At 71.4% G+C, this 24,025-nt stretch carries 25 protein-coding genes; 10 read left to right on the plus strand and 15 right to left on the minus strand.

All coding sequences use genetic code 11. From position 1 onward, the window contains the following. Position 1: 1 nt before the first annotated feature. Positions 2 to 1,132: a S1 family peptidase gene (locus tag LCN96_RS01135; protein ID WP_225270726.1), complete on the minus strand. Its 1,131-nt coding sequence runs from the start codon at positions 1,130 to 1,132 to the stop codon at positions 2 to 4. Between the two features lie 149 nt (positions 1,133 to 1,281). Between LCN96_RS01135 and LCN96_RS01140 the strand changes: the two genes are divergently transcribed. Further along, positions 1,282 to 1,770 (plus strand): hypothetical protein, encoded by a 489-nt coding sequence (locus LCN96_RS01140; protein ID WP_225270727.1) that lies wholly within the window; start codon positions 1,282 to 1,284, stop codon positions 1,768 to 1,770. Positions 1,771 to 1,780: 10 nt separating this feature from the next. Here the strand turns inward: LCN96_RS01140 and LCN96_RS01145 are convergent, their stop codons facing one another. The 3 genes from LCN96_RS01145 to LCN96_RS01155 form a co-directional block, all read right to left on the minus strand. Further along, positions 1,781 to 2,917 (minus strand): MFS transporter, encoded by a 1,137-nt coding sequence (locus LCN96_RS01145; RefSeq protein WP_225270728.1) that lies wholly within the window; start codon positions 2,915 to 2,917, stop codon positions 1,781 to 1,783. A 118-nt stretch (positions 2,918 to 3,035) separates the two neighbouring features. Then, complete coding sequence (locus tag LCN96_RS01150) at positions 3,036 to 3,488, minus strand: MarR family winged helix-turn-helix transcriptional regulator (RefSeq protein WP_225270729.1); 453 nt, start codon at positions 3,486 to 3,488, stop codon at positions 3,036 to 3,038. After that, on the minus strand, positions 3,485 to 3,841 hold the full coding sequence (locus LCN96_RS01155; protein ID WP_225270730.1) for a winged helix-turn-helix transcriptional regulator: 357 nt from the start codon (positions 3,839 to 3,841) through the stop codon (positions 3,485 to 3,487). Before LCN96_RS01155 ends, LCN96_RS01150 begins: the two co-directional genes overlap by 4 nt. A 96-nt stretch (positions 3,842 to 3,937) precedes the next feature. On the opposite strand from LCN96_RS01155, the gene LCN96_RS01160 reads away from it, so the two are divergent. Next, complete coding sequence (locus LCN96_RS01160) at positions 3,938 to 4,516, plus strand: NADPH-dependent FMN reductase (protein ID WP_225270731.1); 579 nt, start codon at positions 3,938 to 3,940, stop codon at positions 4,514 to 4,516. Between the two features lie 49 nt (positions 4,517 to 4,565). After that, the gene (locus LCN96_RS01165; protein ID WP_225270732.1) at positions 4,566 to 5,849 is read left to right on the plus strand and encodes a TIGR04013 family B12-binding domain/radical SAM domain-containing protein; all 1,284 of its coding nucleotides are present in this window, start codon (positions 4,566 to 4,568) and stop codon (positions 5,847 to 5,849) included. 54 nt (positions 5,850 to 5,903) lie between these two features. On the opposite strand, the gene LCN96_RS01170 is transcribed toward LCN96_RS01165, so the two are convergent. Together LCN96_RS01170 and LCN96_RS01175 are read right to left on the minus strand one after the other, a co-directional pair. Beyond that, positions 5,904 to 6,131: a hypothetical protein gene (locus tag LCN96_RS01170; RefSeq protein WP_225270733.1), complete on the minus strand. Its 228-nt coding sequence runs from the start codon at positions 6,129 to 6,131 to the stop codon at positions 5,904 to 5,906. Between the two features lie 61 nt (positions 6,132 to 6,192). Next, positions 6,193 to 6,702, minus strand: coding sequence for a VOC family protein (locus tag LCN96_RS01175; protein ID WP_225270734.1), 510 nt, complete (start codon positions 6,700 to 6,702; stop codon positions 6,193 to 6,195). 159 nt (positions 6,703 to 6,861) lie between these two features. Between LCN96_RS01175 and LCN96_RS01180 the strand changes: the two genes are divergently transcribed. The 3 genes from LCN96_RS01180 to LCN96_RS01190 are packed head-to-tail and all read left to right on the plus strand — an operon-like array spanning position 6,862 to position 9,667. After that, the gene (locus LCN96_RS01180) at positions 6,862 to 7,047 is read left to right on the plus strand and encodes a hypothetical protein (RefSeq protein WP_225270735.1); all 186 of its coding nucleotides are present in this window, start codon (positions 6,862 to 6,864) and stop codon (positions 7,045 to 7,047) included. A 44-nt stretch (positions 7,048 to 7,091) separates the two neighbouring features. Then, positions 7,092 to 8,237 (plus strand): xylose isomerase, encoded by a 1,146-nt coding sequence (gene xylA, locus LCN96_RS01185; protein WP_225270736.1) that lies wholly within the window; start codon positions 7,092 to 7,094, stop codon positions 8,235 to 8,237. Then, a complete protein-coding gene (locus tag LCN96_RS01190; RefSeq protein WP_225270737.1) occupies positions 8,234 to 9,667 on the plus strand; it encodes a xylulokinase in 1,434 nt (477 codons plus the stop codon). The genes xylA and LCN96_RS01190 overlap by 4 nt, the downstream gene beginning before the upstream one ends. On the opposite strand, the gene LCN96_RS01195 is transcribed toward LCN96_RS01190, so the two are convergent. Beyond that, entirely contained in the window at positions 9,652 to 9,933 is a 282-nt protein-coding gene (locus tag LCN96_RS01195) for a hypothetical protein (RefSeq protein WP_225270738.1), read from the minus strand. The two genes, LCN96_RS01190 and LCN96_RS01195, sit on opposite strands and share 16 nt — an antisense overlap. Positions 9,934 to 10,070: 137 nt before the next feature. Between LCN96_RS01195 and LCN96_RS01200 the strand changes: the two genes are divergently transcribed. The 3 genes from LCN96_RS01200 to LCN96_RS01210 are packed head-to-tail and all read left to right on the plus strand — an operon-like array spanning position 10,071 to position 13,584. After that, entirely contained in the window at positions 10,071 to 10,754 is a 684-nt protein-coding gene (locus LCN96_RS01200) for a DUF998 domain-containing protein (protein ID WP_225270739.1), read from the plus strand. Between the two features lie 56 nt (positions 10,755 to 10,810). Further along, positions 10,811 to 13,213 (plus strand): sensor histidine kinase, encoded by a 2,403-nt coding sequence (locus LCN96_RS01205; RefSeq protein WP_225270740.1) that lies wholly within the window; start codon positions 10,811 to 10,813, stop codon positions 13,211 to 13,213. Then, positions 13,210 to 13,584 (plus strand): DUF742 domain-containing protein, encoded by a 375-nt coding sequence (locus LCN96_RS01210; protein ID WP_225270741.1) that lies wholly within the window; start codon positions 13,210 to 13,212, stop codon positions 13,582 to 13,584. The genes LCN96_RS01205 and LCN96_RS01210 overlap by 4 nt, the downstream gene beginning before the upstream one ends. Positions 13,585 to 13,656: 72 nt before the next feature. Here LCN96_RS01210 and LCN96_RS01215 read toward each other — a convergent pair whose 3' ends face one another. The 6 genes from LCN96_RS01215 to LCN96_RS01240 form a co-directional block, all read right to left on the minus strand. After that, positions 13,657 to 14,229, minus strand: a complete 573-nt coding sequence (locus tag LCN96_RS01215; RefSeq protein ID WP_225270742.1) for a GTP-binding protein — start codon at positions 14,227 to 14,229, stop codon at positions 13,657 to 13,659. Then, positions 14,210 to 14,572, minus strand: coding sequence for a DUF742 domain-containing protein (locus tag LCN96_RS01220; RefSeq protein WP_148438260.1), 363 nt, complete (start codon positions 14,570 to 14,572; stop codon positions 14,210 to 14,212). The genes LCN96_RS01215 and LCN96_RS01220 overlap by 20 nt, the downstream gene beginning before the upstream one ends. Then, a complete protein-coding gene (locus LCN96_RS01225) occupies positions 14,569 to 14,976 on the minus strand; it encodes a roadblock/LC7 domain-containing protein (RefSeq protein ID WP_225270743.1) in 408 nt (135 codons plus the stop codon). The genes LCN96_RS01220 and LCN96_RS01225 overlap by 4 nt, the downstream gene beginning before the upstream one ends. A 13-nt stretch (positions 14,977 to 14,989) precedes the next feature. Beyond that, positions 14,990 to 17,101: a sensor histidine kinase gene (locus LCN96_RS01230; protein WP_225270744.1), complete on the minus strand. Its 2,112-nt coding sequence runs from the start codon at positions 17,099 to 17,101 to the stop codon at positions 14,990 to 14,992. Positions 17,102 to 17,222: 121 nt separating this feature from the next. Continuing rightward, a complete protein-coding gene (locus LCN96_RS01235) occupies positions 17,223 to 18,137 on the minus strand; it encodes a PrsW family intramembrane metalloprotease (RefSeq protein ID WP_225270745.1) in 915 nt (304 codons plus the stop codon). After that, the gene (locus LCN96_RS01240; protein WP_225270746.1) at positions 18,134 to 19,684 is read right to left on the minus strand and encodes an FAD-dependent oxidoreductase; all 1,551 of its coding nucleotides are present in this window, start codon (positions 19,682 to 19,684) and stop codon (positions 18,134 to 18,136) included. The genes LCN96_RS01235 and LCN96_RS01240 overlap by 4 nt, the downstream gene beginning before the upstream one ends. Positions 19,685 to 19,945: 261 nt before the next feature. On the opposite strand from LCN96_RS01240, the gene LCN96_RS01245 reads away from it, so the two are divergent. Further along, the gene (locus tag LCN96_RS01245) at positions 19,946 to 20,617 is read left to right on the plus strand and encodes a hypothetical protein (protein WP_225270747.1); all 672 of its coding nucleotides are present in this window, start codon (positions 19,946 to 19,948) and stop codon (positions 20,615 to 20,617) included. A gap of 85 nt (positions 20,618 to 20,702) precedes the next feature. On the opposite strand, the gene LCN96_RS01250 is transcribed toward LCN96_RS01245, so the two are convergent. Next, the gene (locus tag LCN96_RS01250; RefSeq protein WP_225270748.1) at positions 20,703 to 22,739 is read right to left on the minus strand and encodes a glycosyltransferase family protein; all 2,037 of its coding nucleotides are present in this window, start codon (positions 22,737 to 22,739) and stop codon (positions 20,703 to 20,705) included. Positions 22,740 to 22,793: 54 nt separating this feature from the next. Continuing rightward, complete coding sequence (gene wecB, locus LCN96_RS01255) at positions 22,794 to 23,924, minus strand: non-hydrolyzing UDP-N-acetylglucosamine 2-epimerase (RefSeq protein WP_225270749.1); 1,131 nt, start codon at positions 23,922 to 23,924, stop codon at positions 22,794 to 22,796. Positions 23,925 to 24,025: the final 101 nt, after the last annotated feature.

A 24,025-nucleotide genomic window follows, 5' to 3' on the forward strand; every position in this document is an offset into this window, starting at 1 on the left:
GCTAACCGGTGGTGAGGGTGAGGCCGTACGCCCCCAAGGCCTCGTTGACCGGCTGGTGGTACGTGGTGCCGCCGACCGAGCAGTTGCCCGAGCCGCCCGACGTCATGCCCTGGGCCTGGTTGCCCGAGATGAACGAGCCGCCGGAGTCGCCGGGCTGGGCGCACGCGCTGGTGCGGGTCAGGCCGGTGACGGTGCCCTGGGCGTAGCGGACGGTGGCGTTGTGCTGCTGGATGGTGCCGCAGCGCCAGCCGGTGGTGGAGCCGGAGCGGCAGATGGACGCGCCGACGGAGGCCTGGGTGGAGCCTCGTACGGTCACGTTCGCGCCGCCGGAGCCACGCACGTACGGCGTCACGGTGTTACCGGGAGCGGCCACCCAGGCGTAGTCGTTGCCCGGGAAGGACGAGCCCTGGAAGGTGCCGGTCGGGTTGGTCGTCCTGGAGCCGGCCCGGCCGCAGTGCCCGGCGGTGACGAAGCCGGGGGTGGAGCCGCGGGTGACGGAGAAGCCGATGCTGCAGCGGCTGGAGCCGATGTAGTACGCGGCGCCGCCGATGATGTTGATGAACGTCGTCGGCCGCTCAGCCGTCGCCGACACGACGACCGCGCTCCTGTCCACGCCCGCCGCGGCGACGAGGGCCTCGGCGGCCTCGACCGTGGGAGCCTGCACGGAGACGGTGTTGGTCTTCACGTCGACGAACCAGAGCGCGGCCTTGGAGGTGACCCGCCTGGGAGCGGCGTCGAGCTGCTGCATGACGCCGTTGAGCTGGGCCAGCGAGCGCTGGACCACGACGGGCTGAGCGCCCTGCGCCTCGATGGTCGGTGCGGCCGCCGGGTCCGTGGTGGCGACCATGAGCTTGGAGGCGTCGTCGTTCAGCCAGGCGCCGCCGAACGAGCCACCCAGTGCGGGGGTGAGGCTCGCCTCGGCGGCGGCCGCGCGCTCCTCGTTGGCCAGGCGAGTGATGACCTGCGCCTCGGTGAGGCCCAGGTCGCGTTCGAGCGCGTCGATCATGGAGGGGGGTGCGGTGGGGGGAGCGGCGGCTTGTGGCGCCGTGTCAGCTGCTGCTGGGCTGAGGGGGGTGGCCAGGCAGACGGCGAGGATGGCGCCGCCTACCAGCGCACAGCGTTTACTCAACATGTGCACTCCTCGGGTGGGGGTGCTGTCAAGCTAACGGTTGCTTCGGCCGCTGTTAGATACCAAACGTGCACTATTTCGGTGTTATGGACCCTTTACGGCCTCGGCCCTGAATCTGAAATTTTCAGCCTTTAAGGCGAAGGTGTTGATGGGTGGGTAAGGTGCCGTGGCTGGAGGTGTTCTCTGTGCGTAATGGTGTTCGTCATCTGCTCGGCGCCGGCGCAGGACTGCTGGCCACCCCGCTGATCGCGGCCGGCCTTCTCTACGTCGCCGGCGGCCGGGCCCTGGCCCCCTGGATGGCGGCTGTCGCGCTCGGGGCCACGATGGTCCTCGTGGGCGTCCTGGCCGGGTCGCGGGTCTCGCCGATCGGCTCGCTGCTGCCCGGCCTGGCGCTGGCCGCCGTGGCGGGACTGGCGTACGTGCCCGGGGTCTCGGTGGCGGGCCTGCTGCCCGCCGAGTACGCCGAGCCGTACGCGGGGCTGGCCGGGACGTGGGCGCTGCCCGTGGCCTGCGTGTTGCTGGCCGCCTCGGTGTTCCCGGCGCGCTGGCGGGCCGCCGTGCGCCCCGAGCCGCAGGCGGAGCCCGAGGAGGAGGTCCCCGAGCCGCCGCCGCTGCCCAAGCGCATCCCCTCGCGCTACTGACGGGCCGGGATCAGCGCGCGGCCAGCGGGATCAGGGCGATGACCAGGTACGGCAGCGCCAGCAGGGCGAACGTCACGCCGTGCGGCAGCGAGGCCGACGCCGTCCCGTACGCGGTGTAGGCGCCGAGCGTCACCACGTTCGTGCCGAGGCCGGCCACCGAGGTCACGGTGGCGCGCGCCGGGCCGGTGATGCGCTCCTGCAGCCGTACGTCGGCGAGCACCTGGGCGAGCTGGAAGGCCCCGACGGCCAGTGCGATCGCCACGAAGCCCGCCGGATGCCCGCTGAGCGCGCCCACGGCCATGGCCAGGGCCGCCAGCCCGAGCAGCGCGGCGTACCCGCGGGACCGCAGGCGCTCGGCCGGCCCCGCCAGCAGGCCGCCGGCCGTGGCGCCCACCCAGACCAGGAGGATCAGCAGCGGGATCGTGGCCCTGGCCACACCCGTCTCCGCCCCCAGGAACGGGACGTACTCCTCCAGCGCGCCCCAGATCGCCGTCACGAACGCCACCAGCAGCACCGCGCGCAGCACCCCGCGATCCGCCCTGGCCAGGCCGATGCCCTCGCGCAGGGTCGCCAGGTAGCTCCACTGCCCGGCGCCGCCCCGGGCGCGGTGCTCGGGCAGGGTCAGGGCCGTGGCCGCGCACAGGACGCAGGCCAGCACGCTGGCCACACCCACGGCGGGATAACCGCCGGCCGCGAACACGGGCGAGGCCAGCCCGATCGCCGCCGCACTGCCGGCCAGGCCGAGCGCGGTCGCGCGGCCCATGACGCGGGCGTACCCGCCGGACTGGCCACGCCGCTCCATCTCCTCGTACGCCAGCGCCTCGTACGCACCGGAGACCAGCGACTCCCCGGCCCCCCACAACACGAACCCGGCCGCGAACACCCAGTAGGAGGGGAACAGCACCCACAGCGCGAAGCCCGCGCCGCTCAGCAGCGGGCCGAGGACCAGCAGCAGCCGCCGGGAGACGGCGTCGGCCCAGGCGCCCGAGGGGACCTCCAGCACCATGCCCGTCACCGACCAGATGACGAACAGAGAGGAGACCTCGGCGACGGAGATCCCGGTGTCGGTGAACAGCAGGGCGTAGACCGGGTAGATCAGGATGAATTCGCTGAGGAACGCGTAGACGTACAGCGATACGGCAAGCATGAGACCTTCCAGGGGGACGAGAGAGGGGACTCCGAGTGCTTGCCGGCTCGGAGGCCCGCGCCCGCCGCTGGCGTTCGGGGCGGTGGTGGATCAATGTCGCCAGGTCATACGAGCGAGTCTAGGGCGCGATGTCCCCGATGCGCGCGCGGAAATCGCGGCGCTCCAGCGCCCGCAGCGTCGCCGTCATGAGCTGCTCCAGCGGGACGGGCAGCTCGGCGTCCAGCTCACGTACGGCCCGCTCCGTGGCCGCCCACTCCGCCTCGATGAGGGGCAACGCGGCGCGGGCCCGGTCGGTCAGGCGCACGATGCGGTGGCGGGCGTCGGCGCCCTTCTCCAGGGTGACGAAGCCGCTGCGCCGCATCTGGACGACCGTCTGGCTGGCGGCGGAGTGCGTCACGCCGATCGCCCCTGCCAGGTCGCGGATGGGCAGCGGGCCCCGCGCCACCAGCGCGCGTACGACGGGCGAGTAGCGGGGCCGGTAGTCGGGCAGGCCGTGCTCGGCGTAGACGTCGGCGACGGCGCCGTCCATCAGCTCGTGCACGTGCCGCATCAACGTGCCCAGTGCGATCACGACACCAACGTAACAGTGCTGTCGCACTCCTCCTCGCCGGGCAGCGGGATCCACTTGTGGGACCACTTCACCAGCTCGTCGAGCACGGGGCGCAGCTCCTGGCCCATCTCGGTGAGGTGGTACTCCACCCGCACCGGCGAGGTGGCCAGCACCCGCCGCTCGATCAGACCGGCGGACTCCAGCTCGCGCAGCCGCCTGGCCAGCATCGTGTCGTTGATGCCGGGGATGGCCGCCTTGACGTCGGCGTACCGGTGGGCGCCCTTGAAGATCATGTGGATGACGGCGCCGGACCAGCGGGCGCCGATCAGCTCTAAGGCGATGTGGAAGCGGGTGCAGACCTGATCGAGGCTCATGCGGGCAGTCTAGCGTTTGCTAAGGAATCTGTAGCTACTAAATAATGTTGAGTGCCGCAGTGACCCGCACACCTCACTCATCGCTAGGAGCACGTCATGGACAAGCCCGTTCTGCAGATCATCGTCGCGAGCACCCGCCCCGGCCGCGCCGGTCGCTCGGTCGCCGACTGGGTGCGTGACAAGGCCGTGGCCTCGGGGTTGTTCGAGGTGGAGCTGGTCGATCTGGCGGAGGTGCGGCTGCCGTTCCTGGACGAGCCCCACCACCCCAGGCTCAAGCAGTACGTGAACGCGCACACCAAGGAGTGGAGCGCCACCGTGGACCGGGCGGACGCGTACGTGTTCGTGACCCCCGAGTACAACCACAGCTTCCCCGGCGTGCTGAAGAACGCGCTGGACTACCTGCACCACGAGTGGCAGCACAAGCCGGCGGCGTTCGTCAGCTACGGCGGCGTCTCGGGCGGCACCCGGGCGGTCGCCGCGCTGCGGCACGTGGTCAGCACGCTGAAGATGGTCCCCGTGATGGAAGGCGTGATCATCCCCTTCGTGCCGCAGTTCAGGGACGAGGACGGCGCGCTGCGGCCCAACGAGGTCATGGAGGCGGGCGCCGACGCCATGCTCGCCGAGCTGGCCCGCTACAGCGGCGTGCTCGGCGCGATGCGGCAGCCCACGGACTGAGCCTCGCAGCGACGTCGCGGCACCTGATGGCCTGGGCTACGCTGCGGGCGTGGCGCTGGCAGTGAGTGTGGTGGTCCGATATCGCAAGGCGGTGACGTACGGCGTGCACGCGCTGCTCGCCGCCCTGGAGACCGCGGAGGTCGAGCACGAGCTGCGCCTCGGCACCACCCCCGAGGAGACCGCGGAGCACATCCTGGCGAGCGAGGCCGACCGGGTGCTGGTGCTCTGGTCCTTCTACTCGCCCGACGCCGAGGCCATGGCCGCCGAGCTGGCCGAGGTCAGGGCGCGCAGCGGCGGGCGCGGGCTGCACATCGCGGGCGGCGTGCACGCCACCGCCGAGCCCCAGCAGGTCATCGACGCGGGCTGGGACCTGGCCGGCGTCGGCGAGGGCGAGTCGACGGTCATCTCGCTCGTCCGGGCGCTCCAGGAGGACGCGCCGCTCACCTCCGTCCCCGGCCTGGCGATCAAGGACTCCGACGGCGTCGCGCTGCGCACCAGGCCGGCGCCGCAGCTCCCGCTCGACGCGTTCCCCTCCTTCGTCGGCAGGAGCGGGCCGATCGAGATCACCCGGGGGTGCCGCTACACCTGCCGCTTCTGCCAGACGCCGTTCATGTTCGGCGGGCAGTTCAGGCACCGGTCGGTGGCCAGCGTGCGCGAGCACGTGCGCGGCATGGTCGAGCGGGGGCTGCGTGACGTGCGGTTCATCACCCCGACCTCGCTGTCGTACGGCTCGCCCGGCCCCGACCCCGACCTCGGGGCGGTGGAGGAGCTGCTGTCAGGGGTCAAGGAGGAGCTGCCGCCGCACGGGCGGGTCTTCTTCGGCAGCTTTCCCTCGGAGGTACGGCCCGAGCATGTCACGCCGGAGGCCATGCGGCTGCTCAAGCGGTACGTCGCCAACGACAACCTGATCATCGGGGCCCAGTCGGGGTCCGACAGGGTGCTGGCCGCGTCGGGGCGCGGGCACGACACCTCGCCCGTGCGCGACGCCGTCAGGATCGCCGTCGAGCACGGTTTCCGGCCGAACGTCGACTTCATCTTCGGCATGCCGGGGGAGACCGAGGCGGACCAGGCGGATTCGTTGCGGCTCGCGGGCGATCTGGCCGAGCTGGGCGCGCGCATCCACACGCACACGTTCATGCCGCTGCCCGGCACGCCGTGGCGCGACGCCGAGCCGGCGTTCATCCCGCTGGCGACGATGAGCGAGCTCGACCGGCTGGCCCAGCGCGGCGACGCCTACGGGCACTGGCGCAGGCAGGCCGAGCACGCCGTCCGCCTGGCGGAGACCGCCAAGGCCTACCCGCGCAGGACACGCCGCCGCCGCGCCACCGACTGACCCGCGCCGCCGCCACGTCACCCGACTGACCCCGCGCGGTGCCTGGCAGGTGCGTCAGGTGGGGCGGGGCCCGTCGTCCTCGTCGTCCAGCATGCGCAGCGCCCGTTCGAAGGCGTCGCCCACCGGCCGCAGCGCCTGCGAGAACGCGTTGACAAGAGGGCCGAAGATCTCACTGACCTCGGTCATGAGGTCGGGACTCTTGTTCTCGGGAGGCGCCCACCGCATGGCGTCGGCGCTCAGCGTCTCCCACTCGTCGACGACGCCGTCGATGGCATCAAGCACATGATCAGGATCGCTTGGCATGACCGTTTCTCCGTGAAAGGGCCGTCAAGCCCACGGTACGTCATGCGGGGATCGACACGCCCACCCCGCCCCGGGTCTGTGCGCCGTACCGCTGCTTGTCGGCGTTCAGATCGAGCGGCCGGATGCCGGTGCGCGCGGCGAGGATCTCCTCGGTCAGCAGCGAGGCGGGCACCAGCCACGACACCTCGAACTCCAGCCCGTCGGGGTCCTTGGCGTACAGCGCCTTGGTCGTGCTGTGGTCGGAGGAGCCCACCAGCGCGTTCAGCTCGGCCAGCTTGGCCTGCACGCGCTCCAGCTCCTCCAGGGTGTCGACCTCCCAGGCCAGGTGGTACAGGCCGACGGAGGTGCGCCCGGCCGGCGAGGCGGAGGCGTGCTCGCCGATCTGGAACAGGCCCAGGTCGTGGTCGTTGGAGGAGCCGGGGGCCTGGAGGAAGGCGGCTCCTCGCATGCCCATGACGACCTCGAACCCGAGCGCCTCCCGGTAGAAGGCCACGCTGCGCTCCACGTCGCGGACGTACAGAACCGCGTGGTTGAGCCGCTGCACCGGCATGATGTGCTCCCTTCGACAGAGTCCATCTCCAAAATAGTTGAACGCGCATATACCTAGCGATGGCCAGATGGGGACGGACCGACACGCGGGCCGGAGTAGCGCGCGAACTGTCGGCCCGAGGCCGTAGCGTTCTGCGGGTACCCGAGCGAGGAGAGGCCGATGCACGACACGGAAGAGCTGTTCAGGGCGGTTCACGGGGTCGCGGGGCGGTTCGCGGGCCAGCCCGTGCCCGTGGTGATGGAGGCCTTGCTGCGCCAGTTGCCCAAGGCTTCCGGCGTCGAGGTGGCGGACATCAGGAAGATCGCTGAGGAGATCAGCGTGGGGCGCGACCCGTCGGGCTTGTGAACAACCGCTTGTGAACAACTGATCGCCAGGGGAGCATCGGACTCATGTACGAGCCAACCCCTGACGATCGATTCACGTTCGGTCTGTGGACGGTCGGCTGGCAGGCGCGTGACCCGTTCGGGGACGCCGCTCGGGCGCCCCTCGACCCGGTCCAGAGCGTGCACCGGCTTGCCGAGCTGGGGGCCTACGGCGTCACCTTCCACGACGACGACCTGCTCGCCGTCGAGCCTGATCGCGAGCGGGCGATCGCGGCCTTTCGGAAAGCGCTTGCTGAGACTGGGCTGAAAGTGCCCATGGCCACCACGAACCTGTTCACCCACCCCGTCTTCCGCGACGGCGCCTTCACCAGCAACGACCGTGACGTGCGCCGATACGCCTTACGCAAGGTCATGCGCAACCTCGACCTGGCCGCCTCGCTGGGCGCCTCCACCTACGTGTGCTGGGGCGGCCGCGAGGGGGCCGAGTCCGACGCGGCCAAGGACGTGCGCGCCGCGCTCGGCCGCTACAAGGAGGCCATCGACCTGCTCTGCGGTTACGTCCGCGAGCGCGGCTACGACCTGCGCTTCGCCCTGGAGCCCAAGCCGAACGAGCCCCGCGGCGACATCCTGCTGCCCACGATCGGCCACGCCCTGGCCTTCATCGGCGAGCTTGAGCACCCCGAGATGGTCGGGCTCAACCCCGAGGTCGGCCACGAGCAGATGGCCGGCCTGAACGTCGTGCATGGCATCGCCCAGGCCCTGTGGCACGGCAAGCTGTTCCACATCGACCTCAACGGCCAGCACGGCCCCCGCTTCGACCAGGACCTGGTCTTCGGCCACGGCGACGTGATGAGCGCGTTCTTCCTGGTGGACCTGCTGGAGCACGGCGGCTACGACGGGCCCCGCCACTTCGACTACAAGCCTTTGCGTACCGAGGACGCGGGGGACGTGTGGGTCTCGGCCGCCGCCAACATGCGCACGTACCTGATACTGCGGGACAAGGCCCGCAGCTTCCGCGCCGACCCGGAAGTGCGCGAGGCCATGCGGGCCTCCCGCGTGGAGGAGCTGGGCCTGCCCACGCTCAACCGCGGCGAGACGCTGGCCGACCTCGCGGCCGACGACTTCGATCCCGAGGCAGCGGCGGCGCGCGGATACCATTTCTCCCATCTGAACCAGCTTGCGCTGGAGCACTTGTTAGGAGTTCGTGGGTGACGCTGGTCGCTGGGGTCGATTCCTCCACGCAGAGTTGCAAGGTCGTCATTCGAGACGCGGAGACGGGAGAGCTGGTACGCCAGGGCCGCGCCGGCCATCCGGCGGGCACCGAGGTGCACCCCTCCCACTGGTGGACCGCCTTGCTGCGGGCCATCGAGGAGGCCGGTGGGCTCGACGGGGTGGCCGCCATCAGTGTGGGCGGGCAGCAGCACGGCATGGTCTGCCTCGACGAGTTCGGAAATGTCGTACGCGAGGCCCTGCTGTGGAACGACACCCGCTCCGCCCAGGCCGCCCTCGACCTGATCGCCGAGCTGGGCGGCCCCCAGGCGTGGGCCGACGGCGTCGGCTCGGTGCCGGTGGCCTCGTTCACCGTGACCAAGCTGCGCTGGCTGGCCGAGCACGAGCCCGACAACGCCCGCCGCACGGCCGCCGTCTGCCTGCCGCACGACTGGCTCACCTGGCGGCTGTCGGGCGCGCTCGCCTCCGGCGTGCCGTTCTCGGCCGCCGCCTGGCAGGACGCGCCGCTGCCGCCGCTGTCGCATCTGGTCACCGACCGGGGTGACGCCTCGGGCACCGGTTACTGGTCGCCGGCGACGGGCGCCTACCGTACGGACCTGCTCAAGGCGGCCTTCGGCGCGGTCCCGCTGCTGCCCAGGGTGCTCGGCCCGGCCGAGGAGGCGGGCGCGGCGGTGGCAGGGGGCTCCGGCCCCGTGCTGATCGCCCCCGGCACGGGCGACAACATGGCCGCCGCGCTCGGCGTGGGGGCCCGCTCGGGCGACGTCGTGGTGTCGCTGGGGACGTCCGGCACGGTGTTCGCGGTCGCGGAGACGCCCAGCGCCGATCCGACGGGCGCCGTCGCGGGCTTCGCCGACGCGACGGGCCGCTTCCTGCCGCTGGTGTGCACGCTCAACGCCGCCCGCGTCATGGACGCCGCCGCCCGCATCGCCGGGGTCTCCCTGGACGAGCTCGGCACCCTCGCCCTCCAGGCGCCTCCGGGAGCCGACGGTCTCACGCTGGTCCCGTACCTGGAGGGTGAGCGCACCCCGAACCGGCCCACCGCCACCGGCTCCATCCACGGCCTGACCCTGGCCACCTCCACCCCCGCCCACCTGGCGCGGGCCGCCGTCGAAGGCATGCTCTGCGGCCTGGCCGACGCGCTCGACGCGCTGGCGCTGCGGCCGGAGCGGGTGCTGCTGATCGGCGGCGCGGCCCGGTCGGAGGCGGTGCGCCGGATCGCTCCGACGATCTTCGGCGTGCCCATCACGGTGCCGCCGCCCGCCGAGTACGTCGCCGACGGCGCCGCCCACCAGGCGGCCACGCTGGTGACGGCCCCCGATTGGCAGTTGGGTGACACGGCCGTGTACGAGGGGGAGGCCGTCCCCTCGATCCGCGACCGCTACGCCCGCGCCACGGGTCACATCCTGGACTGACTCGCCCGCCCCGGCCGTCCAGCCGCCCGTCCAGCCGCCTGGCCGTCCAGCCGCCCGCCCGTCCAGCGCCGGGCCGTCCAGCGGTCCGGCCGGCCGTCCAGCCGCCCGGCCGTGCCGCCTGCACGGCCGGGCGCCGCAGCGCGTAAGACCCCACCCGCGCGCTTCGGGGGCCGCAGCTCGCGGAATCCGCCGGCGAGCTGCGGCGCACGACCCGTCGGCGAGCCGTCCAGGGTCGGCGCCGTCCACGTGCCCGGGCGGGGCGGCACCGTCCACACCCTGCTCGCCACCGGGCCCCCGGACCACCGTCCGGGGGCCCGGCGCGTCGTGACTCAGGGGAGGGTCAGGGTCGGCTCGGGGACGGCACCGGATGCCGGAGCGGGGGCCGGGCCGGGAGAGTGAGGGCATGACCGCAGTGAAGAGGCTCTCCCCCTGGATCGCCTGCGCCTCGATCCTGTTCTCGGTGGTCGCCGTGGTGGCGGGCCAGTTCGGCCCCGACCCCTACCTCGACCCCATGAACATCACCGTCAGCGAGTACGCCGTGTCCGACCGCGGGGGCGTCACGGAGGTCGCGATGGCGGTGCTCGGCATCGGGTCCCTGGCGCTGCTCCTGGGGCTGCGGTCGGCGGGGGCGCCCGTCAAGGGCGCGCCGCAGTGGTTGCTGGCGGTGTGGTCCGGGGCCCTCGTGGTGGCCGCGGTGGTCCCGACCACCCCCATCGGGCACGATCTCGACCTGGCGGCCCAGATCCACCGGTACGTCTCGATCGCCGCGTTCGTCAGCCTGCCTGCCGCCGGCGCGCTGCTGGTGCCCAGACTGGCCTCAGACGCCTCCTGGAAGCCTGTGGCGAGGGTGGTGGAGTGGGTGGCCCTGGCGGGGGGTTTCGGGCTGCTGGCGATCACGTACGTGGCCATGCCGGGCGAGCGGGTGATGATCGGGCTCGTGGAGCGGCTGCTGCTGGGGGCCGAGGTGGCGTTGCTGGCGGTGCTGGCGGGATGGCTCGTCAGGCTCACGTGGCAGCGGAGCGCCGCACGGACCGCCATGGCCGCAAATTTCCCGACATATCACAGATTTATCGCTAGTCGATCTTAAAAGCATCTGTTTCGGTGCTATTCTCTCCCGCGATCTTCTATCCGGGAGCAGGTGTCATGGCATCGGGCAGATCCATCAGATTCAAGATCTCGACGCTGCTCGTCATCCCCTTGATCTCCCTGATCGCGCTCTGGGGCTTCGCCGCGAGCACCACGTCGGGGGAGGCTCTCAACCTGCTCAAGGTCGAGACCATCTGGACGGACGTGATCAACAACGCCGACGGCCTGGTGGGCAACCTCCAGACCGAGCGGCTGGCCTCGGCCGAGCGCCTGGCCGGCACGGCGAGCGACCCGGACGCGCTGGCCAAGGCGCGGGCCAAGGTGGACAACAACAACAAGACGCTCCGCCAGCGGGCCATGGGCGAGGACGCGCAGTCGGCGCTCACGGACGACATGAAGACCCAGCTCCAGACGGTCTTCGAGGCGATCGACCGGCTGCCGGACATCCGGCGCAAGGTGGACGACCGCCGGCTCACCCCGGGTGGCCTCGTCACCGAGTACGCGAAGATCTCCGACGAGATCCACCTGTTGTACTCCCGGCTGACGATGAGCACGGACCTGGAGCTGGCGCTGCAGGCACAGGGCCTGATCTCGGCCGACGAGGTGCGCGAGCTGCTGGCCCGCGAGCACGCCATGATCATCGCCGCCGACGGCCGGGTGAGCATGCACGACCTGCACCTGCTGGCCGGCATCGACGGCACCCGCAGGCACCTGTTCCCCAAGGCCCTGGCCAACCTCGACACCGACCTGCGGGCCCCGTTCGAGAAGCTGTACTACTCGCCCCGCTACGTCACGATGGAGAACCTCCTTGAGGGCTACGTCGGCGGCGAGCCGCTGGACCTGGACCTCTGGAAGGGCATCTCCGAGCAGGTGCAGAAGGAGTACCGCGAGTCCATCTGGCGCACCGGCGACAAGCTGCTGGCCAGGATGGAGCCGGCGGGCGTGGCCATCGCGGTGCGGGCCGGGATCGCCGGCGCGCTCGGCCTGATCGCGGTCATCGTCTCGATCGTCATCTCCATCAAGATCGGCCGCAGGCTCACCAGGGAGCTGGGGACGCTCCGCCGTACCGCGCTGGACCTGGCGGAGATCAGGCTGCCCGACGTGGTGGCCAAGCTGCGCAAGGGCGAGCCCGTGGACATCGCGGCCGAGGCGCCGCCGATCACGGTCAGCCAGAAGTCGACCAGCGAGGTCCGTGACCTGGCTGCGGCCTTCGACAGCGTGCAGAGCACGGCCGTGGACGCCGCCGTGGAGCAGGCCAAGCTGCGCGAGGGCGTCTCCGAGGCGCTGCGGAACCTGGCCAGGCGCAGCCAGTCGCTGCTGCAGCGCCAGCTCAGGCTGCTGGATGAGATGCAGCGCCAGACCGAGGAGCCCGAGGCGCTGGAGCGCCTGTTCAAGCTCGACCACCTGACCACCCGCATGCGCCGCCACGCGGAGGGCCTGGTGCTGCTGTCGGGCGGCGCGGCGGGCCGCAGGTGGCGCGGCGTCATCCCGATGGAGGACGTGCTCAGCGGCGCCGCCGCCCAGGTCGAGGAGTACACCCGGGTACGCGTCTACCCGATGCCGGAGTGCGGCGTCTCCGGCTCGGCGGTGGCCGACCTCATGCACCTGTTCGCCGAGCTGATCGAGAACGCCACCACCTTCTCCTCGCCCAGCAACGAGGTCTCCGTGCACGGCGAGATGGTCGGCAGGGGCTTCGCGGTCGAGGTCGAGGACCGTGGCCTCGGCCTGGACGACGCCACCCGCAAGGCGATCAACGCGCGGCTGGCCAGCCCGCCGGAGTTCGACGCCTCGCAGACCGAGCGGCTGGGTTTCGCGGTGGTCGGCATGCTCGCCGCCAGGCACGGCATCAAGGTCACGCTCAAGCCGTCGCCGTACGGGGGGACCACGGCCATCGTGCTCGTGCCCGGCACGCTGGTGGAGCCGATGGCCATGCCGGTGCAGCCGCTGGAGTTCGAGCCGGTGCCGGTCTCCATGATCCGGCCGGACCCGAACGAGGCCACGGGGCCGGGAGAGCTGCCCCGGCGCGTGCGTACCAGCAGGCGCAACGGGAACGGCGCCGCGGTCACGCCGACGGTGCTGCCGCAGCAGGCGCCGCCGCAGGACGACGCGCCGCCGCAGCAGCTGCCGCGCCGTGACCGCCCGACGGCCCTGCCGCAGCGGGAGCGGGCCACCGAACTGCCGCAGCGCGAGCGGGCCACCGAGCCGCCGCAGCGGGAGCGGACCGGCGAGCTGCCGCAGCGGGAGCGTCCCGCCGGGCTGCCGCAGCGCGAGCGGAGCACGGGACTGCCGCAGCGGGACCGGCAGCCGGGGCTGGCCCAGCGGCACATGCAGGAGCCGCCCGCCGCGTCACCGATGGAGGAGCGTTCGCCCGAGGAGACCAGGGCGCTGCTCTCCTCGCTCCAGTCCGGCTGGCAGCGCGGCCGGCAGGAAAGCGACCAGGATGGGGGATCTCAATCGTGAGCCGCGAGCACGAGTGGGTTGACGAGGAGGCCGGGCCGGTCGTGCGGCCGTACGCGGTCGCGCGCGGACGCACCAAGTCCGCCTCCTCGGAGGTCGACCTGCTGGCGATCGTCGTCTCGACGGGGCTGCCCGCCCCGTCCAAGGCCGAGCTGGGCGCGCAGCACCGGCGCCTGCTGGCCTGCGTGGCCCAGAAGAGCAGGCCCGTCGTGGAGGTCGCCTCCGACGTGGGCCTGCCCGTCGGCGTGGTCAGGGTGCTGCTGGGGGACCTGCTGGAGCACGGCCTGGTGACGGTGCGCCCGCAGCGCGACAAGGCCGCCACCCCGACGGAGAGCCTGCTCCGCGAGGTGATCAACGGGCTCCGGGCGTTGTGACCGCCGTGCTCAGTCTGCCGACCGCTGTGCTCAGTCTGCCGACCGCTGTGCTCAGTTGGCCGGCTGCCGTGCTCAGTTGGCCGAGGTGAGCGTCCGCAGGGAGTGCTCGACCAGCGTGATCATGACCTCCTTGGCCGAGGTCCTGCGGCGCACGTCGCACAGCATGACCGGGACGTCGTCGTCCAGGTCGAGCGCGATGCGCACGTCGTCCACGCTGTGCCGCTCCGCGCCGTCGAAGCAGTTGACGGCCACCACGAACGGCGTGCCGCGCTGCTCGAAGTAGTCGACGGAGGGGAAGCAGTCGGTCAGCCGCCGGGTGTCGGCGATCACGACCGCGCCCAGCGCGCCGTAGGACAGCTCGTCCCACATGAACCAGAAGCGCTCCTGCCCCGGCGTCCCGAACAGGTAGACGACCAGCCCCTCGCGGATCGTGATGCGGCCGAAGTCCATCGCCACGGTCGTGGTGGTCTTGGCCTCGACCCCGTCGAGGTCGTCCACGCCGATCCCGCGGTCGGAGAGCACCTCCTCCGTGCGCAGCGGCTTGATCTCGCTGATCGACCCGACCAGGGTGGTCTTGCCGACGCCGAACCCCCCTGCGATCAAAATCTTGAGCGCGACGGGGTCCTCAGAGAGCACGGAGTCCATTGATCACTTCCTTGAGAATGCGCTCATTCGACCGCGCTCCTCCGGCTGAGGGCGACGTCACCGAGATGAGGCCGTGGTCACGCATGTCGCCGAGTAACACCCTGACGACACCGACGGGCAGGTCGAGCTCGACGGCCAGGTCGGCCAGCGAGATCGGTTCACGGGCTGCCCGCAGGATGAGTTGCTGTTCGGGCCCGAGCTCGCCAGGGGGGTCGCCGATGGCGCGCACGGTGGCCACGAGGTCGAACGCGTCTCCTGATGAGCGTGTGCGACCGCGAATGAGAGCATAGGGCCGGACGACCGGTCCCGCCTCCTCATCGAACCACTGCGGGCTATCGCTCATGACGCTCCAGCGCGCGGGTTGGTGGTGATGTGCTGGCCCACCCGCTTGACCAGCATCGCCATCTCGTAGGCGATCTGGCCGACGTCCACGTTCGCCTCGGCGATGACGGCCAGGCAGGTGCCCTGGCCGGCCGCCGTCACGAACAGGAACGCCGACTCCATCTCCACGATCGTCTGGCGCACGTCGCCGCCGCCGAAATGCCGCCCGGTGCCGCGGGCCAGGCTCTGGAACCCGGCCGCCACGGCCGACAGGTGCTCGGCGTCCTCGCGCGTCAGGGCCTTGGAATGGCCCACGGCCAGGCCGTCGGTCGACAGGATGACCGCCTGGCGTACGGCGGCGACCCTCGTGGCGAGGTCGTCCAGCAGCCAGTTCAGCTCACCGGTGTTGGTGGTCGGCGCACTCATGCATCCCCCTTACTCATGGCCCCTCCTCGGAGGCTTCTTCTCTGGCGCGTTGGGTTCCCCGCTGGAAGGCGGAGAACAGGTCGCGTACCTCGTCGGGAGAGCGTTCTGCCGGGTCGGGCGCCTGCTCCCGCTCGGGCTCGGGCGGGGACTCCTTGTTGAGCTGGGGCGCCAGATTCGTCTGCCGCACCCGCCTGGGCAGCCCCGCGTGCGTGCCGGAGCTCACGACCGCGAGCGCCTTCTTCCTCGTACGGCTGGGCAGCGCGGCCTTGCCGTCACCGCCCGCCGCTTCCAGCGCCGACTGCTCGCTCACCAGCGAGCGCGGCACCAGCACGATGACCGTGGTGCCGCCGAACGGCGAGCGGCGCAGCAGCACCTTGATCCCGTGCCGCTGGGCCAGCGTGGCCACCACGAACAACCCCAGCTGGTCGCTGTCGGCCAGGTCGAACTCGGGGGGCGCGGCGAGCAGCGCGTTGACCCGCGCGTACTCGGTGGCCGGCAGCCCGAGCCCCTTGTCCTCCACCTCGATGGCGTAGCCGTTGCTCACCAGGTCGCCGCGCACCTGGACCACGGTGTCGGGCGGGGAGTAGATGGTGGCGTTCTCGACCAGCTCGGACAGCAGGTGGGTGACGTCGGCCGCGGCGGTGCCGTCGATGGCGCCCGCCGGCATCGTCCCCACGGAGACCCTGGTGTAGTCCTCGATCTCGGCGACCGCGGCGCGCACGATGTCGATCACGGGCACCGGTTTGCGCCAGGCCCGGCCCGGCGCGGCGCCCGACAGCACGATCAGGCTCTCCGCGTGCCGCCGCATGCGCGTGGTCAGGTGGTCCAGGCGGAAGAGCTCCTCCAGCCTGTCGGGGTCGTGCGTGCGCCGCTGCATGCCGTCGAGCAGCGCGAGCTGGCGGTGCAGCAGGCCCTGCTTGCGCCGGGCGAGGTTGAGGAAGACCTGGCCGATGCCGCGCCGCAGCGCCGCCTGGCCGACCGCAGCCGTCACGGCGGTGCGCTGCACGTACCCGAACGCCCTGGCCACGTCGGTGATCTCAGCGGAACCGCTCACCTTGATCGCCTTGGCCTCCTTCTGCACGTCCACGTCCTCGCCGCGGCGCAGCCGCGCCACGATGTCGGGCAGCCGCCGGCGCGACAGCTCGACCGCGGCGGCACGCAGCCCGGCCAGCTCCCCGGCCAGGCGGCGACCGAACCGTACAGAGATGATGATCGACGCGAGCACGGCGATCAAGCCGATGCCGCCCGCGATGCCGATCTCGACGACGGTGCCCGTGGCGGCCTGCGAGGTGCGGCCTGCCAGGGTGTCGGAGGAGGTCTTGCCGAGGTCGTCGAGGCGGCCGGTGAGCTTGCCGACCGCCCGGTGCCAGGCGTCGGCGTCGGGGGGCGGCGCGCCGGTCTTGATGACGCGCGACTCCATGGTGGCGAAGGTGAGGAACGGCTCGGTGGCGAAGACCTGCTCGTACGGCCTGCGCAGCGTCACCTCGAGCCCGGCCAGGCCGCGCGAGTGCAGGAACTTCCTGGAGGCCGCGTACTCGGTGAAGGCGGCCGTCTCGGAGGGGGTCAGCCGCCCGTCGGCCAGGGCGCCGATGATGAGGGCGTGCTCCCTGGCGATGTACTCCCTGGCCATGCCCATGGCCTGCAGCGACGACGCCTGCTGGAAGATCTCCAGGTCGGAGACGGAGATCAGGTGGTCGTAGAGCTGGAAGATGGCGTCGAGCACGCGGTTGTACTCGGTCAGGCCGACCAGGCGGCTGCTGATCCCGTTGTCGATGTCCGACCGGATCAGGGCGAGCCTGTCGAGGGCGATGGTGAGGTTGTCGACCGAGCGGCTCAGGTCCTCGCCGACCGCGCCGCCGGCGTCGGTGACGGCCTGCTTGAAGTCGGCGACCGACTTGTCGGTGCGGGCCCGCTGGCCGCCCAGCACCTCGGTCTGCTTACGCGTCGTGAGCGTCTCGGCGGAGCGCACCCGCTCGGCCTGGAGCTGAATCCCCAGGTCGGTGGAGGCGGCGCCGATCGTGTCGTACAGCGTGTTCGCGCGAAGCAGTGACTGGGCGTCGCCCATGGTCAGGTTGAGGACGAAACCCCAGAGCGCGCTCAGAGACAGGAGGGGTAGCAGCAGCAATAAAAAGATCTTGAACCGAATAGACCGGTTTCGCGAGCCCATGTCCCAACCTCGAGTCGGGGGCATTTCCACACCTTGTGTAAATACACCTCCGGAAGATCGCACAGGAGACTAGCACCGATTATGCTTCCGGCGCAGTGGGAGGAACACGTTCATTACCGTGATTATTGGGACAAGATCCCCCGTTCCTGCCGTGCCGTGACCATGCCGTGGCCACCGTGGTCCACAGCCACCCGATCGCGACCAGCGAGATCACGAGGAGTCCCGCCCAGTTCAGCACCGTGTAGACGTGGATCTGCCAGGGCGTCACGTTCGGCACGCGGCCGATGCGCAGCAGCTCGAACTGCCACGGCCGCCCGGTCAGCACGAGCGTGATCGCGATCGCGATGGCGCTCATCGAGTCCCACAGCGCGTGCAGCAGCGACACGCCCAGGTAGGTCAGCACGACCGGCGCGGTCAGCCGCCCGCCCGCGCGGAACAGCGCCCCGCCCGCGATCGCGGTCCACAGGCCGTGACCGACCGGGGTCAGGATGCCGCGCAGCACCTCCGTCTCGACGAGCTGCGTCAGCGACAGGCCGTCGGCGGTGAACAGGGCGTTGAAGGCGTACCCCGCGCTCTCGAAGGCGGCGAAGCCGAAGCCCACGGTGGCGCCCAGCACCACGCCGTCCCTGGTCGAGCGCCTGGCCACGTGCCGGGTGACGAAGATCAGGGCCGCCAGCTTGACGCCCTCCTCGATCAGGCCGACCAGCGCGTACATGAGGATCGACGGCCGCAGCAGCCAGCTCTCCAGCAGCGACGCGCCGAGCACCCCCAGCACGCCGCCCACCACGAACGCCACGAACAGCCGCTCGACCGTCACCACGGGCGAGCGGCCCCGCCCGTACGCCCACACCACGAACGTCACCGGCACCAGGAAGCTGCCGAACAGCACCACGGTCGGCACCAGGTTGGAGTTGCCCGTCCAGGCGGTCACGACCACGGTGGCCAGCCAGAGCACCAGCCCCGTCACGAAGATCCGCAGCCACGTCGCCGTCATCGCGCCAGCTCCTCCACGGCCAGCCGCGCGGCCGTCGCGGCGGCCTCGCCGCGGGCGGCGGGCACGGCGTCGGAGCCCGCGATCGCGATCCTGCCGAACCGGCCGACCCTGCCGCGCGCCGCGTCCGCGGGGAACGGCCCGTCCGGGTAGAACGGGTGCCACGGCCGGCAGTACTCGGGCGCCAGCGCGTGACCCCACCGGTGGACCGTGATCTCCGCGATGCCCCCGCCCGGGTCGAAGCCGACCGGGCCGAGCAGCCGGGCGAGCTGGTCGCGGACGGTGTGCTCCAGCGTGCTGTACGGCGTCATGAGCAGCTCCCGCCTGCCCGCCGCCGACCCCGCCCCCGGCCCCAGCTCGGAGCGGCACGGCGTGGCCAGCAGCCGCACGGTGTCCGGCGGCGTGAACGTGCTCGCGCACCAGTACGCGCCTGTCCACCGCACCCGCCGCACGCCCAGCCGCCGCCAGGCGTCCGGGTCGCGCAGCCGCACCGACGCCTCCAGCAGCGGCACCCGTGCCGCCTGCCGCAGCGCCCGCCGCCGCTCCGGCGACAGCTCGGGCACCAGGTACGGCACCACCGCGCTCCAGCAGGCCAGGATCACCGCCCCCGCCTCCACCGTGCGCACCTGGTGCCCGTCGAAGTAGCCCACGGTCGCGGCCCCCGCGCCGTCCCGCACGGACACCACCGGGCTGGCCCCCCGCACCCGCACCCGCCCGTCCAGCGCGGGCGCGGCGGCCACGGGCGCCGTCTCGTGCCAGCGCCGGCGGACGGTCGGTGAGTTGTACCTGGACGGCTCCCGCCCGCTGAGCCCCAGCCCGGCGAACCCCGGATAGCCGGTGCCCCAGGCGTCGATCGCGCCGAACGCCCGCGTGTCGTAGCCCCACTCGGCGCTCGGCATGGTCCTGCAGAACCGCTCCACCTCCGGATGCGCCCCGCACACCTCCCGCAGGAACCCCGAGTACGTCAGCCCCGCCAGCCGCTCCTGCTTGCCCTCGGCCGGCACCCCGGGGAACCAGTCGGGCGGGTCGTCGTGCAGCAGCCGCAGGTCCCGCCTGGCCCGCGCGTCGATCGGCAGCCGCTCGACCCAGCCGGGGGCGCCGGTCGCGACCAGGGTGTCCGCGCCGAAGCTCTCCGCGTCGCACATCACCGCGTCGTACGGCAACGCGTCCAGGGCGCCCGGCTCGTGCCCGGCGGGCTCGTCGTGGTCGTCGAGGTCGTGGTTGTCGAGGAGGAGGACGCCCGCCCTTGGGTGGCGGCGCAGCCACTCGGCCGCCGCGCTCCGCCCGCCGCGGCCCCCGCCGACCACGACGAGGTCGTAGCTCTCGCCCGTGGGCGCGGGCGGGCCCGCGTGCTCCCAGAACCGGCCGTCCCGCAGCGCGTGGGCCACGCTGAGCGCCTCACCGGTGTCGCCGCGCACCGTGAACGGGTCAGGAGGGCTGACCGGCCTGATGGCCGCGCTGCCGGCCACGCAGCTCACGGCGATGCCGTCGAAGAAGTCCCTGCGGGTCATGGGCACGTCCAGGCCGAGCGCACGCGGAGAGAAGCTCATGCCGCGATCATCAGCAGCCGGGAGAAAAGCCGCATCAGGACGCGCAGGGCCCCGGTAAACATTTTGCCCGCCCTATTGCCGCGCGGCCGATTTGGCGGTTGTCGTCGCTCTCGCCCGCATCGGCCCAGGTAGTGGCCGGGTGGCGAAGCGGGAAACGCTCGTGAAGCCGCTGAATCCCGCTGATAGCGACGTTACTCGGCCCCGTACTAGCGGCTTGCTCTAGCGTTTTGTTCGAGGTCCACCTAGTGAAATGGAGCGGCCATGCATAAAGCAATTCCCAGCCTATTTCTGAGCACTCTGGTCATCGCCGGATGCTCCTCGGCCGAGGAGCCGAAGGCGCCCGCCGCCTCCGCCTCGCCGCAGACGTCCGCGGCGAGCGCCAAGCTGCGGGCGGCGCTGCTGCCGGTGCCCAAGGGCATGAGCGTCACGTACGGGCCGGAGCTGGGCGAGTTCGGCTCGCTCAAGTCCACCCAGCAGGGCCTGGAGGCCGTCCGCAAGGCCAGGGCGCAACATCCGGAGTGCGCGGGGGCGGCCCAGCTCGACGCCGCCAAGCCGGAGGTGGCCAAGTCGCCCGCCGCGGTGGTCGCCTTCTCCGCGGCCCGCGGCTCGATCACGCAGGCGGTGGTCGCGCTGCCCAAGGCCACCTTCCCCGAGCCGCTGCCGAAGCAGTGCGCCGACTACACGGCCGACGTCGGCGGCACGAAGGTGACGTACAAGACCAAGACGCTGGACATGCCCGCCAAGGGCGACCAGTCGCGCGCCTACCTGACGACGGCGGCGGGCGGCGAGAACAACGCGCAGATCGGCTCGGTCATGATCAGGCGGGGCACCACGATCATGAGCATGCTGGTGGTCGGGCAGCGGGTCAAGCCGCAGGGCCTGTACGAGCTGGCGAACCTGGCCGACCAGAACCTGGCCCGCGTCTCGCCCTAGAGCTCGCGATCCACGCGACGTGTCGGAGGCGGCTCCGCGGCCCTCCTGGACGGCCGCGCCGCCGGCCGGCGTGCTGGATGAGGACCTAGATGAGGACGTGCGCGTCCGGACGGCCGACGAAGGAGAACTGGGCGTTCCTGGTCAGCTTGATGTGGTCGGCCTGCCAGGTGTGCATCGCGGTGTCGGCGCTGCGCCAGTAGACGAAGTTGAACCGGTCCGCCGAGTAGATCTTCACCCCGTCCTCCTTCAGCCGCCGCACGAGGTGGGTGTCCTCGCCGCGGGTGATGTCGGCGAACGGGTAGGCGCGGAACAGGTCGGCCTTGGCGAGGAACGTGCCGCCCTGGACCAGCCACGAGTAGCGGTGTTCGAGCCCCGGCAGCCGGAACATCGTGGTGTTGCTGCCCTCGAAGTAGGCGTAGTGCGCGCCCTTGCCGGTCATCTCGGCGTCCGAGAAGTCGAAGGAGCGCACCAGGTCCGACAGGTAGTGCTCGCCGTAGAGGTTGTCGTCGTCCATCTTGGCGATCAGCTCGCCCTCGGCCGCGGCGATGCCCAGGTTCATGCACGCGCCCAGCGACAGCGAGGCGTCGGCGGGCAGGACGGTGACGTCCGTGATGCCCGCCATGCGGGCCTTGTCCGCCACCACGACGGGGTCGATGTCCAGCCCGTGCAGCACCATGACGAGCTGCAGCGGCCGGTGGAGCTGCTTGGCCACCGAGGAGATCGCGTGCTCGATCTGGGAGGCGCGGTTGGTGGGCAGCACGACGGTGATCGAGCGCGACCTGGGCGTCACGTGGTGGCCGAGGTCCTGGAGGATCTGGTCCACGCGGTGCGAGAACAGGTGCTTGTCGAAGACCTCGCGCATCGCCAGGTGGCCCATCCTGGCCCGCAGCTCGGGGCTGTTGATCAGGTGCAGGACCTGGTTGTAGGACTCGACCGGCTCGCGCGCGATCGGGATCAGCTCGCCGAACGTCTCCTCGATCGCCCGCGACCACCCCGACACCACGGGGGTCGAGCAGGCGGACAGCTCGAAGACGCGCCGCGCGCACATGGTCGGCGAGTCGAGCACGGAGTTGACGTTCAGGAAGACCTTGTACATCCGGTACGCGGCCAGCATCTGGTCGTAGGGCAGCTCGCCCACGATGTGCGGCCGGTACTTCTCCGGCCAGGCGTACTTCTCGTCCACCTCGCCGTTGCGCGCGAAGATGTGCAGCCCCAGCTCCCTGACCGGGTCGAGCACGACCTCCATCTGCTCGCGGCGCTCGGGGTGCTTGTCGCGGAAGTACATGCCGGCGAAGACGACGTCGTGCAGGCGGCCCTTGTTCTGCTGGATCGGGTTGTGCACGCGGGGCTGGGCGGCGAACTGCAGCACGTCCACCCGGTCGTGTCCCAAAATTTCCCGATATTTCGGCAGCATGTCACCGTCGCAGGTGAACACGTAGTCGAACAGCTTGGCCGTGTCGATGAAGAAGTCGAAGTTCGGCGGGTCCTCCTTGTTCCAGAAGACCGTCGGGATGCCCTCGCTCCTGCACCAGGCCACCAGGTCGCGCAGCGGGTCCTTGGGCGCGTTCGTGCCGGTCATCTGGTAGCGCCAGCGGCCCTGGTTCCCGTGCCAGGCCGACTCGCAGAACAGCAGGTCGGGCCGCTTCTCGGCGAAGATCTCCGGCCAGTCCTTGAGCCCGAACTCGATCTGGTCCCACTCGTAGCGGAAGGCCATCCGGGAGAAGTCGTCGAGGATCACCGCGACCTTCAGGTCGGGCCGGTTCACCGGGCCGTTCGGCCACTTCACCGCCGGCACCTCGACCTGCGGCGGCCGGTTCTCGGCCGCCGCGATGGCCAGGCTCACCGGGATGGGCGCCTTGGGCGCCTTCTCCTTGGAACGCACGGCCTCGACGATCCGGCCCGGGCTCTTCGAGCCCAGCGCCTCGCCCAGCTTGAACGTCCGCTTGGCCTGCGTGGCCTCCAGCTTCCAGTTGGCGTACGCGGCCTTGGCCTCGGCGATCTCCAGCCGTCGGCGCAGCTCCCTGACCTCCGCCTCGTACCGCTCGACGAGCTTGCGCTCCTCGGGCAGCCAGTTGACGGGGCCGAGACGCTGGAAAGTGGGCTGTTCAGGGGTTTCGGCCATGGTGGTACGCCAATCGCTCAGCAGAGGTAAGTCATAGTACGGCGGATATCGCCGTTATTCGGGGCGTTTGCCCTGAGAGGCGGGCGCCAGGTTGTCCCCCTTGAGCCAGGCGGCGATCACCGTGGCGATGCGCGGCCCCGACTTGCCGTCCCACAGGACGGGCAGCTCGCCGGCCGGGGTGGCGGCGCCGTCGGCCAGCGCCTTCTCCGCCGCGGCGGGCAGCAGGGCGGGGGTGACCAGGCGGTTCGTGCCGTGGGTGATCGTGATCGGCCGCTCGGTGTTGGGCCTGACGGTCAGGCAGGGCACGCCCAGCATGGTCGTCTCCTCCTGCACGCCTCCGGAGTCCGTGACGACCAGCGCGGCGCCCCGTACGAGTGAGAGGAAGTCCACATAACCCAGCGGATCGACCACCTTGATCGACTCGCCGTCCACGAGGCCCGCCTCGGCCAGCCGCGCCTTGCCGCGCGGGTGGATCGGCACCACGATCGGGACCTGCCGCGAGACCTCCAGCACCGCGTCGACCAGTTCCTTCGCGGCCTCGGGGGTGTCCACGTTCGCGGGGCGGTGCAGGGTGGCGACCGCGTAGCGCGCCGGCAGGCCGAGCCGCGCCACCACGGGCGCCGGGTCGAGCTTGGGCAGCGCGGAGAACAGGCTGTCGATCATCGGGTTGCCGACCAGGTGCACCTTGGCCGCCGGGATCCCCTCGTTCGCCAGGAACGCCAGCGCCTCCGGCGAGGTGGCGAAGAGCAGGTCGGCCAGCGCGTCCGTGACGACCCGGTTGACCTCCTCGGGCATGCCCCGGTCGAACGAGCGCAGCCCCGCCTCGACGTGCGCCGTCGGCACGCCCAGCTTGGCGCAGACCAGGATCGCGGCCAGCGTGGAGTTGACGTCGCCGTAGACCACGACCAGGTCGGGGGTGTGCTCCTGCACGACCTCCTCCAGGCCCACCAGCAGCGCCGCCGTCTGCTTGGCGTGGCTGCCCGAGCCGACCCCCAGGTTCGCCACCGGCTCGGGCAGGCCGAGGTCGGCGAAGAAGACGTCGGACATCAGCGCGTCATAGTGCTGACCAGTGTGGATGATGCCCTGCCGCACGCCGAGCTCGCCGAGTGCCCGCACCACCGGGGCCGCTTTCACGAAATTGGGACGAGCACCCAATACGTGCAGGACCAGGGGGTTCTCCCTCATTGACCTCGCCTTTCATAGCGGAAGGGAAAAAACGCTGCCTATGGTACGGTCCCTGCGTGGCATCCGACGCCAGTCGTCAAGACTCCTCCCGTACATCAGAC

The sequence above is a fragment of the Nonomuraea gerenzanensis genome, assembly GCF_020215645.1.
Lineage (GTDB): Bacteria > Actinomycetota > Actinomycetes > Streptosporangiales > Streptosporangiaceae > Nonomuraea > Nonomuraea gerenzanensis.

Coding starts and splice junctions, on each gene's coding strand:
- LCN96_RS01235 (WP_225270745.1), bottom strand. CDS start 18,137: ATGACGGCGACGTGGCTGCGGATCTTCGTGACGGGGCTGGTGCTCTGG.
- LCN96_RS01240 (WP_225270746.1), bottom strand. CDS start 19,684: ATGAGCTTCTCTCCGCGTGCGCTCGGCCTGGACGTGCCCATGACCCGC.
- LCN96_RS01225 (WP_225270743.1), bottom strand. CDS start 14,976: ATGAGTGCGCCGACCACCAACACCGGTGAGCTGAACTGGCTGCTGGAC.
- LCN96_RS01155 (WP_225270730.1), bottom strand. CDS start 3,841: ATGAGCCTCGATCAGGTCTGCACCCGCTTCCACATCGCCTTAGAGCTG.
- LCN96_RS01250 (WP_225270748.1), bottom strand. CDS start 22,739: ATGGCCGAAACCCCTGAACAGCCCACTTTCCAGCGTCTCGGCCCCGTC.
- LCN96_RS01245 (WP_225270747.1), top strand. CDS start 19,946: ATGCATAAAGCAATTCCCAGCCTATTTCTGAGCACTCTGGTCATCGCC.
- LCN96_RS01160 (WP_225270731.1), top strand. CDS start 3,938: ATGGACAAGCCCGTTCTGCAGATCATCGTCGCGAGCACCCGCCCCGGC.
- LCN96_RS01175 (WP_225270734.1), bottom strand. CDS start 6,702: ATGCCGGTGCAGCGGCTCAACCACGCGGTTCTGTACGTCCGCGACGTG.
- xylA (WP_225270736.1), top strand. CDS start 7,092: ATGTACGAGCCAACCCCTGACGATCGATTCACGTTCGGTCTGTGGACG.
- LCN96_RS01215 (WP_225270742.1), bottom strand. CDS start 14,229: ATGGACTCCGTGCTCTCTGAGGACCCCGTCGCGCTCAAGATTTTGATC.
- LCN96_RS01135 (WP_225270726.1), bottom strand. CDS start 1,132: ATGTTGAGTAAACGCTGTGCGCTGGTAGGCGGCGCCATCCTCGCCGTC.
- wecB (WP_225270749.1), bottom strand. CDS start 23,924: ATGAGGGAGAACCCCCTGGTCCTGCACGTATTGGGTGCTCGTCCCAAT.
- LCN96_RS01145 (WP_225270728.1), bottom strand. CDS start 2,917: ATGCTTGCCGTATCGCTGTACGTCTACGCGTTCCTCAGCGAATTCATC.
- LCN96_RS01205 (WP_225270740.1), top strand. CDS start 10,811: ATGGCATCGGGCAGATCCATCAGATTCAAGATCTCGACGCTGCTCGTC.
- LCN96_RS01180 (WP_225270735.1), top strand. CDS start 6,862: ATGCACGACACGGAAGAGCTGTTCAGGGCGGTTCACGGGGTCGCGGGG.
- LCN96_RS01200 (WP_225270739.1), top strand. CDS start 10,071: ATGACCGCAGTGAAGAGGCTCTCCCCCTGGATCGCCTGCGCCTCGATC.
- LCN96_RS01220 (WP_148438260.1), bottom strand. CDS start 14,572: ATGAGCGATAGCCCGCAGTGGTTCGATGAGGAGGCGGGACCGGTCGTC.